The 14,793-nt window shown below is 65.1% G+C and carries 12 protein-coding genes and 1 riboswitch; of the genes, 2 read left to right on the top strand and 10 right to left on the bottom strand.

The genetic code is table 11. The annotated features are described in order from the left end of the window. Positions 1 to 2: 2 nt before the first annotated feature. Both DOD19_RS23810 and DOD19_RS23815 read right to left on the bottom strand, forming a co-directional pair. Positions 3 to 950, bottom strand: a complete 948-nt coding sequence (locus tag DOD19_RS23810) for a hydroxyacid dehydrogenase (RefSeq protein WP_112188521.1) — start codon at positions 948 to 950, stop codon at positions 3 to 5. Next, complete coding sequence (locus DOD19_RS23815) at positions 950 to 1,648, bottom strand: diguanylate cyclase (RefSeq protein WP_024978322.1); 699 nt, start codon at positions 1,646 to 1,648, stop codon at positions 950 to 952. Before DOD19_RS23815 ends, DOD19_RS23810 begins: the two co-directional genes overlap by 1 nt. Positions 1,649 to 1,818: 170 nt before the next feature. Here DOD19_RS23815 and DOD19_RS23820 point away from each other — a divergent pair, with 170 nt between their 5' ends. Then, positions 1,819 to 2,529, top strand: a complete 711-nt coding sequence (locus tag DOD19_RS23820; RefSeq protein ID WP_112188523.1) for a helix-turn-helix domain-containing protein — start codon at positions 1,819 to 1,821, stop codon at positions 2,527 to 2,529. A gap of 39 nt (positions 2,530 to 2,568) precedes the next feature. Here DOD19_RS23820 and DOD19_RS23825 read toward each other — a convergent pair whose 3' ends face one another. From DOD19_RS23825 to DOD19_RS23835, 3 genes are all read right to left on the bottom strand, one after another. Further along, positions 2,569 to 3,849, bottom strand: coding sequence for a voltage-gated chloride channel family protein (locus DOD19_RS23825; RefSeq protein ID WP_112188525.1), 1,281 nt, complete (start codon positions 3,847 to 3,849; stop codon positions 2,569 to 2,571). A 77-nt stretch (positions 3,850 to 3,926) separates the two neighbouring features. Continuing rightward, positions 3,927 to 4,004: riboswitch (Fluoride riboswitch) on the bottom strand. A gap of 70 nt (positions 4,005 to 4,074) precedes the next feature. After that, on the bottom strand, positions 4,075 to 4,809 hold the full coding sequence (locus tag DOD19_RS23830; protein ID WP_112188528.1) for a DsbA family protein: 735 nt from the start codon (positions 4,807 to 4,809) through the stop codon (positions 4,075 to 4,077). Positions 4,810 to 4,847: 38 nt separating this feature from the next. Continuing rightward, positions 4,848 to 6,023 (bottom strand): hypothetical protein, encoded by a 1,176-nt coding sequence (locus DOD19_RS23835; RefSeq protein ID WP_162634453.1) that lies wholly within the window; start codon positions 6,021 to 6,023, stop codon positions 4,848 to 4,850. Positions 6,024 to 6,871: 848 nt separating this feature from the next. Here DOD19_RS23835 and DOD19_RS23840 point away from each other — a divergent pair. Further along, the gene (locus DOD19_RS23840; RefSeq protein WP_112188532.1) at positions 6,872 to 8,365 is read left to right on the top strand and encodes an acyl-CoA synthetase; all 1,494 of its coding nucleotides are present in this window, start codon (positions 6,872 to 6,874) and stop codon (positions 8,363 to 8,365) included. 27 nt (positions 8,366 to 8,392) lie between these two features. Here DOD19_RS23840 and DOD19_RS23845 read toward each other — a convergent pair whose 3' ends face one another. The 5 genes from DOD19_RS23845 to DOD19_RS23865 form a co-directional block, all read right to left on the bottom strand. Continuing rightward, positions 8,393 to 10,162: a phospholipase D-like domain-containing protein gene (locus tag DOD19_RS23845; RefSeq protein ID WP_112188534.1), complete on the bottom strand. Its 1,770-nt coding sequence runs from the start codon at positions 10,160 to 10,162 to the stop codon at positions 8,393 to 8,395. Positions 10,163 to 10,358: 196 nt separating this feature from the next. Beyond that, entirely contained in the window at positions 10,359 to 11,522 is a 1,164-nt protein-coding gene (locus tag DOD19_RS23850) for an enoyl-CoA hydratase/isomerase family protein (RefSeq protein ID WP_112188536.1), read from the bottom strand. Further along, positions 11,519 to 12,316: an enoyl-CoA hydratase gene (locus DOD19_RS23855; protein WP_045202126.1), complete on the bottom strand. Its 798-nt coding sequence runs from the start codon at positions 12,314 to 12,316 to the stop codon at positions 11,519 to 11,521. The genes DOD19_RS23850 and DOD19_RS23855 overlap by 4 nt, the downstream gene beginning before the upstream one ends. Continuing rightward, positions 12,316 to 13,209, bottom strand: a complete 894-nt coding sequence (gene mmsB / locus DOD19_RS23860; RefSeq protein ID WP_024978313.1) for a 3-hydroxyisobutyrate dehydrogenase — start codon at positions 13,207 to 13,209, stop codon at positions 12,316 to 12,318. The genes DOD19_RS23855 and mmsB overlap by 1 nt, the downstream gene beginning before the upstream one ends. Before the next feature lie 19 nt (positions 13,210 to 13,228). Further along, the gene (locus DOD19_RS23865) at positions 13,229 to 14,776 is read right to left on the bottom strand and encodes a CoA-acylating methylmalonate-semialdehyde dehydrogenase (RefSeq protein ID WP_112188538.1); all 1,548 of its coding nucleotides are present in this window, start codon (positions 14,774 to 14,776) and stop codon (positions 13,229 to 13,231) included. Between the last annotated feature and the right edge of the window lie 17 nt (positions 14,777 to 14,793).

Here is a 14,793-nt window from a genome sequence, read left to right on the forward strand (position 1 = left end):
CATCACGCCGCCGTGCGCGAGCGTTCCTCGATCACCGCGAGCACATTGGCCGCCGCGCCCTTGCCCATGTTCACGTAGGCCGCATCGCTCACGCCGCCGATATGCGGCGACAGGATGATGTTCGCAACGCCCTGGAACGGGTGTGGCGTGGTCATCGGCTCCACGTCGAAGCTATCGAGCCCGGCCGCACGGAGCCGGCCACTGGCCAGCGCTTCCACCAGCGCCGGTTCGTCGATCAAGCCGCCACGCGCCGTGTTGACCAGAATCGCACCGGGCTTGAAGCAGTCGAACGCGTCGCGGTTCAGCATCTTGCGGTTCTCCGGGGTCAACGGGCAGTGCAGCGAGACCACGTCGGACTGCACGTACAACTCACCAAGGCTCGTCAGCTTCACGCCGGCCGGCGCCTCCTTGGCGTACGGATCGAAGGCGAGAACATTCATACCGAACGCCAGCCCGATGGCAGCCGCCCGGCGGCCGATCGCACCCAGGCCGACCAGGCCGAGCGTGCGGCCGTCCAGTTCGATCGACTTGTGCGTCGCCTTGTCCCAGTGTCCGGCGCGCATGCGCGCGTCGAGCTGCGGGACGGACTTTGCACACGCCAGGATCAGCGCCCACGCATGCTCGGCCACGGCGGCGGCGTTGGCACCCGCCGCGGCACGCACCGCAATGCCACGCGCCGCAGCGGCGTCCTGATCGATGACATCGATGCCGCTGCCGTGCTTGGAAAGCACCTGCAGGTTGCCGGCCGCGTCCATGATGCGCGCGTTGACCTTGCCATAGCGCACGATGATTGCCACCGGCTTGTACCGCGCGCACAAGGCAACGATGTCGTCTTCGGTGGGCTGCTTGCCGGCAAACACGACTTCGAAATCGCCCAGCATGTCCAACGCCTGGGGTGCCAGATCAGCCGCCGTGACGAGCAAGACCGGCTTGGTTGCAGTCGTGCTCATTACAGTGCCTCGCCTTCAGCCAGCATGCCCGCAGCGCGCAGTTCTTTCTCAAGCCAACCCGGGCGCGTGTCGCCCTTCTGGATGGCAGCAATGCGGGCAGCTTCCGCCTCGACCTTCTTTTGCGCGAGCACGAGAATGCGCTCGACCTCCGCACGCGGGATGACGACCACACCATCCGCATCGCCCACCACCAGGTCACCCGGATGCACCGTCGCCCCGGCGGCTGAGACCGGCAGGTTCACGCGGCCGGCCACGCTCTTGGTCGGCCCGCATGGGTTCAGGCCCGCAGAAAAAATCGGGAACGTGCCGTTGGCCAGTTCGTGCGAATCGCGCACCGCGCCATCGATGACAAACCCGGCAATACCCGTGGCGTGCGCCTGCGTGGCCATGATCTCGCCGATCAGCGCGCAGCTCTGGTCACCCTTGCCGTCCACCACGATCACATCGCCGGGCTTGGCGACGGCCATGGCGGCGTGGATGGCAAGGTTGTCGCCCGGGCGAACTTCAACCGTCACGGCGGGGCCGACCACTTTCATCGTCGGCGCGAGCGGTTTGACGCGGCCGTTGAGGGTGCCGCGGCGCCCGGCAACGTCGGCCAGGATGGCTGCCTGAAAGCGGGCAGCAGCGTCGACCAGCGCGGGCGAAACGCGCTCGATATCGCGAACGATGGCGGAAGGGGTGTGCGAAGGGGTACTCATGAAAAACCTACCTCAGACTGTGATGTTTTACTCTGTACAACAATGGTGTACTCAGTGAAATCACTATAGCCAGGGCGAGCGGAGCGATCCAGTAGCGTTTACCCTTCCGCCAGATACAACAGTGTTGTACATAGTACAATCCTGCCGTACATGCGTTCGGGGAGTTGGGAATGGGGAATGACGGCGTTGCCGCAGTAGAAAAGGCGCTGGCCTTGCTGGATTGCTTCAAGCCAGGGGCGGAAGCCCTGTCACTCGCGGCCCTGGCGCAGGCGTCGGGCATGCACAAGACCACGGTGTATCGGCTGATGAACTCGCTGGAGCGCATGAGCTATGTCATTCGCTCCGAGTCTGGTGCGTACTCGCTCGGGCCGCGCCTGCTGTATCTCGGCAAGCTCTATGAGCAGTCGTTCCACTTGTCTTCCGTGGTGGAACCGGTGCTGCACGCGCTGGCGGCAGCCACGCAAGAGAGCGCATCGTACTACGTCATCGATCACGGCCGGCGGCTATGCCTGTTCCGCGCTGAACCGTCGGAAGGCCTGCGCGAGACACGCCTGCCCGGCACGTCTCTTCCGCTGGACGATACGGCCATCAGCCACGTGCTGCGCTACTGGGGGCTGGGTGAAGCGTTGTATGACGAAGCACCGGCGTTGCCGCTGTTCACCTCCGGCGCGCGCGACCAACACACGGCGGCATTTGCCACGCCCGTCTTCGGCTCCGGCGACAAGTTCATGGCCGCGCTGACGCTATCGGGCGCAGCCTCTCGGCTCGAAGCTGCGCGCACCACTGGCGATTTCGTCACGAAGCAATTGCAGGCCGCGTCCGACCTGTCGCGCAAGCTTGGTGCAAGTGCGGCATTGTGCGAACGCGTCTACGGTGTTTGACGTGAAGGCGCTGCCTGAAGCTAAGCTCGCCCCTCCGGGCTAAGGGCGCCCCGCAGATTCAACCGAGGTTTGCTCTGCCGTCGCCGCTCCGGCGGGGCGCTTCGCATGGCCGATGCGCTGCGCGTGATAGATGCCGGTGTGGCCTGAGAAGAGATAGCTCACCACGCACGCGATGCCGGCAAACGTGCCGACTTCGGGGCCAAAAAGCTCCATCGCCATGAGGGTCGACGCGATGGGCGTATTGGCGGCGCCCGCAAACACCGCAACGAACCCAAGGCCGGCCAGCAACGGGAACGGCAGCGGCAACACATAACCGAGCGCATTGCCCAACGTGGCACCGATGTAAAACAGGGGCGTGACTTCGCCCCCTTTGAAACCCGAGGCCAGCGTCACGATGGTGAAAGCCGCCTTGCCGGCAAAGTCGTAGGCCGGCAGCGGGTTGTGGAAAGCATCCACGATGACGGGAATGCCGAGGCCCAGGTACTTGTCGGTACCCAGCGCCATGGCCGCAGCCACGACCACGCTGCCGCCCAGCACGGGGCGCAGCGGGCCAAACGCAATGTGATGCTTCAACAGTCGGCTGAGCCGGTGCGTGAGCGCCGCAAACGTCATCCCTGCCACACCGAAGACGATGCCGGCCACAACCACCAGGCCGATCGCGACCGGCGTGAGATGCGGCACAAAAGGAATCGCGTACGGCGTGTGGTGCACGCCCAGCAGCGGCGGAACCAGGTCACCCACAATGGCCGCGATAAAGCACGGCAGGATGGCGTCATAACGCAGACGCCCGATCGCGAGCACCTCCAGCCCGAAGACGGCACCGGCGAGCGGCGTGCCGAACACCGATGCGAAACCGGCGCTGATGCCCGCCATCAGCAGAATGCGCCGGTCCGCCGGGGCCAGCGAAAACAACCGCGTCAGATAATCCGCAAAGCTGCCGCCCATCTGGACAGCCGTGCCCTCGCGCCCCGCTGAACCACCAAAGATGTGGGTAACAACGGTGCCCAGCAGGATGAGCGGCGCCATGCGCTTGGGCACGACACGCTTGGGGTCGTGGATCTCGTCGATCAGCAGGTTGTTGCCGCCTTCCACCGAGCGCCCCATGTAGTGGTAGAGCAAGCCGACGGCAAGCCCCGCCACGGGCAGAAACCACAGCAGCCAGGGGTGGGCGGTGCGCGTGTTGGTCGCCCAATCCAGCGCCAGCAGCAACACCGCAGAGCCCAGTCCAGCGAGCATGCCGACGAGCGATCCCAGCGAGAGCCAGCGCAGCAGATACCCGAACATGAGCAGCGGCTCGGAGCGTGTAAGGATTTTCTTCATGATGACCAGATTCGAAGAACTCAAACCTGAGCGACAGAACGTCGTTTGGGCGTGTGCCTACAACTTCCTTCGTTCAGGAACTTGTAGGCATCATCAGCCGGTTTCGTGATCCGCAGACCGGCGGTTAAGGGAGGCATGCCATCTCCACAAGGTTGGGCATTGTGCCTGAAGGCGGCCCAGGGGCACAAGCCGGCCTGGGCCTCGCTTGGCGCGCTGCCCGCCGCCTCACGGCTTGGCGAGCATCTCCTCGATCGCGTGCTCGAACACACTCAGACCTTGCGCGCCGACGATCAGCCGACCCTGCACCATGCCATCCACCACCCTGCCGACCACAAACGACGGGGTGCCGGAAATGCCCACGGAATGCGCGTACTGGTTATCCGCGTTGATCTCTGGAAGATACTTGTTGTCCGCCATGCACTTCTGATACTGGCCGGCGTCGAGCCCCAGGTCTTGGGCGTATGACGCCAGTGCAGCGGTGTCGATCCGGCTCTGGTTCTTGAACACCAGATCCTTCATTTCCCAATACTTGTTCTGATCACCCGCGCAGCGCACCGACTGCGCCGCGTTGATCGCGAAAGGATGGAAGTCGAGCGGGACGTCTCGCAAGACGTAGCGCATCTTGCCCGTATCGATGTACTTCTTCTTGAGCTCGGGAAACGTGGTGGCTTCAAAGCGCGCGCAGTACGGGCACTGGAAATCGGTAAAGGCGACCAACGTGATCGGCGCATTCGCCTTACCCAACACATGCGTTGCCGGCGCCTTGACGGACAGCGTGCGTGCCGGCGCGGCAGTGCCCGGGGCTGCGGGCGCGGCCTGGCGGGCCAACAGTTGGTGGATCTCTCGCAACTCCTTGAGGATGGCCTCGCCTTGTTGCTGGGTCATGGGCGCATCGGCATAGGCCGCGCACGAGAGCAGCGCGCTGGCGACGCAAACGGAGATGGCTGACCAGAACTTCATGTCTTTCCTTGCATGCAGGTAGATGGAGGACTCGCGGGTCAGTGGCAGAACCCGGCCGTGCACACGCCGGACTGGCAGTCGCTTGAAACCAGGCAGGTCTGGCCGGCGGCGCACTTTTGGCAGGATCCGCCTCCACCGCAATCCACGTCCGTTTCAACACCGTTCTTGACGCCATCGAAACACGTCGGCCCCTGGCAGGTGCCCGACGTGCACACGCCCGACCCACAATCGCCCGGCGCGGCGCAATGTTGGCCCACCGCACATGTTGTGCAGGTTCCGCCCCCGCAATCCACGTCGGTTTCCTGACCATCGCGCACGCCATCGGTGCAGGTGGGCGCCTGGCATGTGCCGCCCAGGCAGACATCCCCGCCTGTACAGTCGGCAGTCGTCGTGCAAGCTGCGGCAACGCAGCCGCCGGAACTGCAGGCGAAGTTGGCGGGGCAGACCACGCCGCAACCTCCGCAGTTGTTCGAATCCGTTGCGGTATCGACGCATGCACCACTGCAAGCGCTATACCCCGACGCGCACGAACAGGACACGGAGACGTTCGTCACGTTGCCGCTGACGGTTCCTGATCCATTCACCACCGGGCAGCTCAGATTGGCGGGCTGGCTCGATACGGTCACGACGTAGGGATTGCCGTAGGCCACCGCCGATGGAAACGTGAAGGCGCCGTTGACGCTGCGCGAGAGGCTGTCCCCGCCATTGTTCTTGAGCACGACCGTGCCGCTGCTCAAACCCGAGAGCGTTCCGCCCACGGTATAGGCGTTGGTCGTGCAGGTGACCGCAACGGTGCTGATGTCGCCCGCGCCCATGGAGCCGGCGCCGTTGGCAATGCTGCAGCTCTGCCCAGCCGGATTGGTCTGCACCGTGACTGAGAATCCACCGCCTTCTGCCACCGGCGTAGCAAAAGCGAAAGCGCCGTTGGCGGAACGGCTCAGGCTATCCGTGCCATTGTTCTGCAGGACGACGGTGCCGTTCAACCCTGAAACCGAACCGCCAACCTTGAATGCATTCGTTGCACAGACCACCGACACGTTGCCGACATTGGCGGCCGAAACCGTACCGGCGCCATTGGTCACCGTGCACGTCTGCGTGGCCGGCTGCGTCGATACGGTGACGTGATACGCCGCGCCGTTGGATACGCTGGTCGCAAAGGTGAACGTGCCGTTGGCGCCGATGGCGAGATCATCGCCCGCATTGTTCTGGAGCACCAAGGTTCCGGATAGGCCCGTCACCGAACCACCAATGGAGTAGCCCTGCGCCGCCGGTACTGCAGGCCCCGTAGACCCGACAGAGGCCGCACCGGTCGTGCTGCCTCCATCCCCTCCGCCGCAACCGGACAGACCCAGGACAACACAGCAAGCCAGGAGCCTGCTTGACAACTTTTTCGACACGCTCATTTGGAGCCTAGCGGGTGACCGCATTCAGAACGATGCCCGCGACGACATGCACGGCGCGCGGCAAGGCCACATCCCGCCTGCGGCTGTCCGCCGTTGGGGATGAACCACAAGGAAGCCATTGAAGTGGGGGCCCGGAATGGCTCGACACACTGCGCCAATTCGCCGCCGGAAGCAGCGTCCGGAAACACCTGACGCGTCAGCACTTGCGGCTGACGGCCGTTGTGCGGCAACGCGTCGAACTCGGTCTGGCGCATGCGTGAAGCACGCCCAGTGAGGGCTGCCCGGCCATCGGCCCTTACCTTCGGGTGATGCCCTTATTACGCCGGGCAATCGGATTGGCGTAGGTGAGAGGAGCGATCAGCCGGCCCGTCAACGCCCGCCTTCCCCCGTCTTCAATCGACTTCTTCTTATAGGAATGTGTAATTTTGTGGCATAGGCTACACATTCGACCCCACAGCTGCAAGGGATATGTGGAGGGGAGATCGCACCGAGCGAGGATGGCCACGCCGGCGCGGATCGACAAAAGACTCTTCGTTGTTCAATGGCATTCACCAGTGTGACGATTCCGAGGCGGATTGTTCACTGTGGATTCGTCCGGCATGCTCGGTGAAGAGCCGCAGCTCAATCGAGACACCCCGACCTTGCCCCAGGAGCCACGCATGACCGCCAGCCTGATCTTCGACGATCGCCCGACCGATGCCGATACGCTGCTCGCTCGGGGTTCCGCCCTTGCGGGTGGCCTGCGCCGCATGGGCGTGCAGGAGGGCGACGTGATCGGCGTGCTGCTGCGCAATGCGCCCGCCTACATCGACGTGATGCACGCCTGCCGCATCGCCGGGTGCTACTTCTGCCCCATCAACTGGCACTTCACGCCGGCCGAGGTGGAGTTTCTCGTGCGCGATTCCGGCGCCAAGGTGTTGATCGGCCATCGCGACCTCGTGGATGCGGTGGAACCGCTGCTGCCGGCCCACGTGCAACTGCTTCGCGTGGATGCCGAAGGCACCGACCGCGCTGACGGCTATGCCAACTGGCTCGCGCTGCAGACGCCGTACGACGGGCCACTGGTTTCTCCGCGGGGGCACATGGCCTATACGTCGGGCACCACCGGCCGGCCCAAGGGTGTCGTGCGCCAGTCCGTGCCGCTCGATCAGCTCGACGCGCATCTGCAGAAGGCACGGGCCGTGGTGGCCGCCACGTTCGGTATCGTGCCGGGCTGCCGTGCGCTGGTGCCCGCGCCGCTCTATCACAGCGCGCCGAGCCTCTTCGCTCAGCAAGCCGCGCAGATGGCGGAGCTGCTGGTGTTGAACGCGCGCTTTGACGCGCTGCGCGTGCTGGAGCAGATCGAGCGCTACCGCATCGACACCGTCTACCTCGTGCCCATCATGTATGTGCGCCTGCTCAAGTTGACGGACGAAGAACGCAGCCGGTACGACCTGTCTTCACTGCGCTTCGTGGCCTCCACCGGCGCCCCATGCGCGCCCGAGATCAAGCGCAAGATGATCGACTGGCTCGGCCCCGTCATCTACGAAACGTACGCATCGAGCGAGACCGGCATGATCACCGTGATGGACCCGCGCGACGCCGCCGCCCGCCCCGGCAGCGCTGGCCGCCCGGTGTGCGACGCGCGCGTGCGCATCCTGCGCGAAGACGGCACGCCCTGCCCCACCGGCGAGATCGGCCTGATCTACAGCCACCAACCCGCCTACCCCGATTTCACCTACCGCGGCAACGACGAAGCACGCGGCAAGATCGAGCGCGATGGCCTCGTTACGCTCGGCGACATGGGCTACCTCGACGCGGACGGCTATCTGTATGTGTGCGACCGCGCATCGGACATGGTCATCTCGGGCGGCGTGAACATCTACCCGGCCGAGATCGAACATGCGCTGCTGCGACACCCCGATGTGGTCGACTGCGCTGTCTTTGGCGTGCCCGACGACGAGTACGGCGAGCGCCTTGTCGCGGTGGTCCAGACCGAACGCCAAGACCTGCTGGCCGAGCCCGTGATCGAGTGGCTGCGCGGCCAGATTGCCGGCTTCAAGATCCCGCGCCAGATCGAGTTCACCACAGCGCTGCCGCGCGACGACAACGGCAAGATCGCCAAGCGCCGCCTGCGCGATGCCTGGTGGGGCGACCGGCAGCGGCGCGTATGACGGCGCACGAACCGCTGCCCGAACCGATCACGCGACAGCAGCCTCCTGGGCCGTGCCGGACTTGGCGAACAGCGTGCGCTCCGTGAACTTGATGTTCTGCGGATCGTAGTACGGGTCGGCCCATGCGCTGGTCGTCTTCAGCACCAGCGGCTTGTCGGCTGTGGCCTTGGATTCCCCTGCGCGGAACCGGTAATGGTCGAACAGGCGGATGGCCTCGATCGCATAGGCCGTGACGATGGCGGGGTCATAGATGGCGATCAGGCTGTCGCCGTTCTGTTCCTCGCCGCCCTTCGACAGGTTGGACGAGCCGCAGAACACGACCGGCTCGTCGCCATTGAAATCGCACACGACAAACTTGTGGTGGATGTGCTGGCCGGTGCCGGCATCCACCTCCTGCTTGAACGGCGCAGGCGCTTCGTCCTTCAAATACGCGAACGACACGGTTTGCGAAGGCACATCGCGGCCGGGGGCGAAGGCATCCACACCGCCCTGTTTGTCGATCACGCCCAGCGAGAGCAGCCCAGCCTTGTGCGGCACCACCTGTTCGAGCGTGGTCAGCATCTCGCCGCCGCCGTCGGTAGCCATCACCGCAAACAGCACGGAGGACAGCGCGCCCTTCACGCGGTCAGCCGCCTCCGTCAGCAACGCGTCGGTCTGATGCGGCGAGAAGCCGAAGCGCGCACGCGGCGTGCTGCCTTGGGGCACGGCCTTCCAGTTGGCAGCCAGCGCATCGGCACGGAAGGCAGCCGCCACCTTGCGGCTGCCGGCGGCGTCTTCACCATGCTGGCCGATCAACCCCCACAAATGCTCGAACACCTGCGCGTAGAGTTGCGCGGCGTCTTGCCCGAACACCAGCACGCTGTTGGCCTGCACGTACAACCCGCGCAGCGAGAAATTGGCCGAGCCCGCGAGCACGCGCACCGGCTTGCCGCCGGCATCGCGCAGCAGGATCGCCTTGTGGTGCTGGAAGCGTGCAAGGTGCGTGCGGCGGACCTCCGCGCCAGCCTGCGTGAAGTATTCAGCGGCCTGCGTCTCAAACGCGTTGTCGGTGCCGTGGCCCGTCGGGTTGGCGCCGGTGCTGACGTAGTTGTCCTGAATCACGCGGACCTTGCGGCCGTTCTGCGCAAGCCACGCAATGGCACGGATGATGTCCGGCTCGTCCAGGTCATAGGCCAGCACGTCGATGCCGTAGCCGTCGGATGCCTTGCACTGGTTCAGTAGATCGATGATGAGGCGGCGGCCCGTGGCGCCCAGGTAGGCGTACTTGTTCTGGTACGGCTGCGTGTCGTACAGCAGCGGCGATTTTGTCTGCGCGCGCTTCTCTGGCGCCAGCGCCGTGTTGCCGCCGTAGTGATCGATGAACGCCTGCGACGACACATAGCCACGCACCATGCCCACGGTGGCCCAATCGCTCATTGGCTGCTGCAGCGTTACAGCCACCGTGCGCGTGGCGCGCGTCTCCAGTTGGACGGGGTTCGCCGACGCGAAGTAGCGCGCGTGCACGGTGTAGCTGAGCTGCGCAGCTGCATGCGGCGGAAAGTGGACCCAGTGGAACGACTGAAACGGCGCGTCGATGGAATCGGCATACTTGCCGGCTTTCAGCGGCGCATCCGCATGAACTGGCGTGTCGAACGTCAGCCGGTTGGGCACCCAATAGGGCGCCCCGCCCTGCGGTGTGCACTGGATGGCAAAACCGGCCAGATCGGCGCGGTCTGCATCGGCCACATCAAAGGCGAACAGCACCGCGCTGTCGCCCTGATACACCTTCACCTGAAATGAATCGACGGATGTCGCCATGGAAGCCTCCTGGGGTGGCAAAGCATCCATCCAGTAAGCACGGCGATTGTGACAATCATCTGACGCACGGCACGAAAACCTAGCTGCCATGCGGGTTGGCAGGCAGAGATTTCAACCCGGCTTCAATCGGATCTGCGTACGCGCTTGCAACAAGCTGCGCCGTTTCCAGCACAGCGCATGTCACCCATACGCCCCTTCACTTGCCACGCTCAACCAAGCCCCCCAACGGATGCGCCTGCGTCCGCCAAGGCGACGTCAGAAAATGCCGCACCCGCTCCGGCCGCACCTGTGGCAGCGTTGCCGGCGCCCAGCCGGGGCGGTGATCCTTGTCTACCAGATGCGCACGCACGCCTTCACAAAAATCGCCGTCCTGGATTCCGCGCGCCACGATGCCCAACTCCATCTGGAAGCACTCGGCCAGTGATAGCTGCCGACCGCGCAGCAGCGCTTCGCGTGTGACGTGCAGCATCGTCGGCGAGTGTGACGTCATTGCATCAAGCGTGGCCTGCAGCCATTGGCGCGGCTCGCGGGCCTGCTCGCGCTCCAGGCTCTCGCGCAGCGTGGCGACAATGCGATCGACCGACGAACGGCGATCGAAATAGCGCAGCACCCACGGCGTTGCCTGTGCCAGCGGCGCGTGCGGCACGACGTTGCACGGCGGTTCGAACACGCGGCGCAGGGCCTGCATGAGGTCGCCATCGTGCGGCATGCGCTGCAGGCGCTCTTCGAAGGAGGCGAGCCATTCGGCCGGCACGCACACATCGGCCAAGTGGCAATGCAGCGCGTCAGCACCCGTCAGCGTCACGCCCGTCAGCCCGACATACAGCTCAAGCTCGGGCGACATCACGCTCAAAAAGCGCGTGGCGCCCACGTCGGGCAGAAAGCCGATGCGCGTCTCCGGCATCGCCATCTTCGTGCGCTCGGTCACGACACGCAGCCGTGCGGCCTGCCCCAGGCCCATGCCCCCGCCCATGGTGATGCCGTCCATCAGCGCCACGATGGGCTTCGGGAACTGATGCAGCGCGTAATCGAGGCGGTATTCGTCAACAAAGAACTGCAGCCAGCCGTCGTCGCCATCCATGCGGCCCTGTTGCGCAAGCTGATAGAGCGAGCGCACGTCGCCGCCCGCGCAGAAGCCTTTCTGGCCTGCACCGCGCAGCACCAGCGCCACGATGCCTTCATCGTGGCGGCATTGCTCCAGCAGCGTCGCCAACTGGCGCACCATGCCGTGCGACAGCGCATTCAGGGCTGCCGGCCGGTTCAAGGTGATGACGGCCACGCGGTTCACCACGCGCATCAACACCTCGGGTTCGGCAGCGCCAGTCTCGGGCAGCGTCGCCTGACGTTGGACGGCACTCATTGCAGCGTCTCCGATTCATGTGCGGAATGCCAGCGCGGCGCGCGTTTCTCAAGGAAGGCGTTCACGCCTTCGCGCTGGTCCGGATGGTCAAACAGATCGACAAAGCGCTCGCGCTCTACGGCCAGCGCCGCACCGCGCGGCACGCCATTGCGCGCCTGGTGGATGAGTTGCTTGCTGAAGGTGACGGCCTGCGGGCTCAACGTTGTTACACGCAGCGCCATGGCGATGGCCGCTTCGCGCGCAGCACCGGTTTCCACGACCTCCTCGACCAGGCCGATACGCAATGCGGTCTGCGCATCGACGCGCTCGCCGGTCAGGATCATGCGCTTGGCCCAGCCCTCACCCACGAGCCAGGGCAGCGTCTGGGTGCCGCAACCGCAGCACAGCAGACCGACAGCCGTCTCGGGCACGGCCAGCTTGGCGTGCGCTTCGGCAATGCGGATGTCGCATGCCAGCGCGCACTCCAGCCCGCCCCCCATTGCAAAGCCATTGATGGCGGCGATCACCACGGGCCGCGCATTCTGCAGCGCTTCGAACGCGGCGCCGAAGCGCGCTGCAGCCTCGCGTGCCACATCGCGGTCGCCATCGGCAAAGGTGTTGAGGTCGGCGCCCGCGCTGAAGAACTTCGGCCCGTCGCCGGTGATGACGATGGCGCGCACGCGTGCGTCGGCGTTCAATCGTTCGACGGTGGCTTGCAGTTGCAGCAGACCTTCCGGCGTGAAGGCGTTGGCCGGCGGACGCTTGAGCGTCAGCAGGGCAATGGTGCCCTGATGCAGCGTTTCCAGTTCGATCATCACGCCGCTCCGTCTTTCCGATAGAGCTTGATGACAGCGGAGAAATCCAGCTTGCCATCGCCCTTGCTGCTCACGGTCTGGTAAAGCTGCTGCGCGAGCGCCCCAAGGTAGACGGGCTGACGGACGGACTTTGCCGCGTCGCCGGCCAGGCCCAGGTCTTTGAGCATCAGGTCGGTGCCGAAGCCGCCCGTGTAGCCGCGCGAGGATGGCGCGGTCTCGATCACGCCCGGGAACGGGTTGTAGGTGTCGGAACTCCAGCAGCGCCCCGTCGATGTGTTGATGATGCCGCCGAGCACCTTCGGGTCGATGCCGAGCGCCTCGCCCAATGACATGGCTTCAGCCACGCCAGCCATGGTGATGCCGAGCACGAGGTTGTTGCAGATCTTCGCACCCTGCCCTGCACCCGTGTCACCGCAATGCACAAGGTTCTTACCCATGGCCGACAGCACGGGGCGCACCTGCTCGAATGCCGCCGCGCTGCCGCCTACCATGAAGGTCAGCGTGCCAGCGGCTGCACCGCCCGTTCCACCGGAAACTGGCGCATCGACGAAGGGGTTGCCATGCTCGGCTGCCAGCGCGGCAAGCGCCTTGGCGCTGGCAGGGTCGATGGTGCTGGAATCGATGATCGGCACGCCCTTGGCAATGCCGGCCAGCACGCCGTCTTCTGCCGTCAGTACATGGCGCACATGCGCCGCGGCAGGCAGCATGGTGATGACGGTTTCGGCACCCGCCGCTGCCTCCTTGGGCGATGCCGCTGCCGTGGCGCCGGCTTCCACCAGCGCGCCCACCGCTTGCGTGTTCAGATCAAACACGGTCAGCGCGTGGCCCGCCTTGAGCAGGTTGTGCGCCATCGGGGCGCCCATGTTGCCCAGGCCGATGAATGCGATTTTCATGACAACGCTCCTGGTGCGATCAGCGCAGGCTGATGGTGGTATTCACGCCGCCGGCGTCGACCGCGTCATCAAACCAGCGCGCCGTCACCGTCTTCGTTTGCGTGTAGAACTGCACGACTTGCTTGCCGTACGGGCCCAGGTCGCCCAGCTTGGAGCCGCGCGAGCCGGTAAAGCTGAAGTACGGCACGGGCACCGGAATGGGAATGTTGATACCGACCTGCCCGACGTCGATCTCGCTCTGGAACTTGCGTGCCGATGCGCCGCTCTGCGTGAACAGCCCCACGCCGTTGCCGAACGGGTTGGCGTTGACCAGCGCAATGGCGTCGTCCAGCGTGGGCACAGTCAGCACCAGCAGCACGGGGCCGAAGATTTCGTTGGTGTAGATGTCCATGTCGGTCTTCACGTCGGTGAAGATCGTCGGGCCGATGAAGTTGCCGTCTTCGTAACCGGCCACGCGCACGTTGCGGCCATCGAGCACCAGCGTGGCGCCCTGCTGCACGCCCGACTCGATCAGGCCGAGGATGCGCTGCTTGGCCGCGCGCGAGACCACCGGGCCGACGTCGGTACCCGGCTCCACACCGGCGTTCACCTTGAGCGCCTTGGCTTTCTGCACCAGGTCTGGCAGCCACTGCTGCGCTGCGCCAACCAGCACAACCACAGACGTCGCCATGCACCGCTGCCCAGCCGCGCCAAAGCCCGCGCCGACGAGCGCATTGATGGCCTGCTCGCGGTTCGCATCTGGCAGCACCACGGCGTGGTTCTTCGCGCCCATCATCGATTGCACGCGCTTGCCGTGCTCGCTGCCAAGTCGATACACATGCGTACCGACCGCCGTGGAACCCACAAACGAGATCGCCTTGACGTGTTCGTGTGTGCACAGTGCATCCACCACGTCCTTGCCGCCATGCACGACGTTCAGCACGCCGGGCGGCACGCCGGCTTCGAGTGCCAACTCCACCAGTTGCATGGTCGACAGCGGGTCCTGCTCCGAAGGCTTGAGCACGAACGTGTTACCGCACACGATCGCCATCGGGAACATCCACAGCGGGATCATGGCGGGGAAGTTGAACGGCGTAATGCCAGCGCACACGCCAATCGGCTGGCGCAGCGTGTAGGTATCGACCGCGCCGGCGACGTTCTCCAGAAACTCGCCCTGCTGCAGCGAGCCCACCGAGCAGGCGTGTTCCACCACTTCCAGCCCGCGGAAGATGTCGCCTTCTGCATCGGGCAGCGTCTTGCCCTGCTCGGCCGTGAGCGTGCGCGCGATGCGCGGCGAATGCTCACGAATCAGCGCCTGGAACTTCAGCATGATGCGCATGCGTGCGCCCACCGGCGTGTTCTTCCATTTGGCGAACGCGGCGTGCGCCGAGCGGATGGCCGCATCCACTTCATCCGCCGTGGCAAACGGCACACGGGCCAGCACTTCCTGCGTGGCGGGGTTGACGATATCGCGCCATTCCTTCGACTGCGATTCGACAAACTCGCCGCCAATCAGCAGCTTGACGGTGGGCGGGGTGTCCTGCTGTGCGGCAGGCTTGGCGGAAGCGAGAGAGGCAACGGCGCTCATGGGGGTCTCCTGACGAA

This window comes from Ralstonia sp. GX3-BWBA, assembly GCF_003290055.1.
GTDB lineage: Bacteria > Pseudomonadota > Gammaproteobacteria > Burkholderiales > Burkholderiaceae > Ralstonia > Ralstonia holmesii.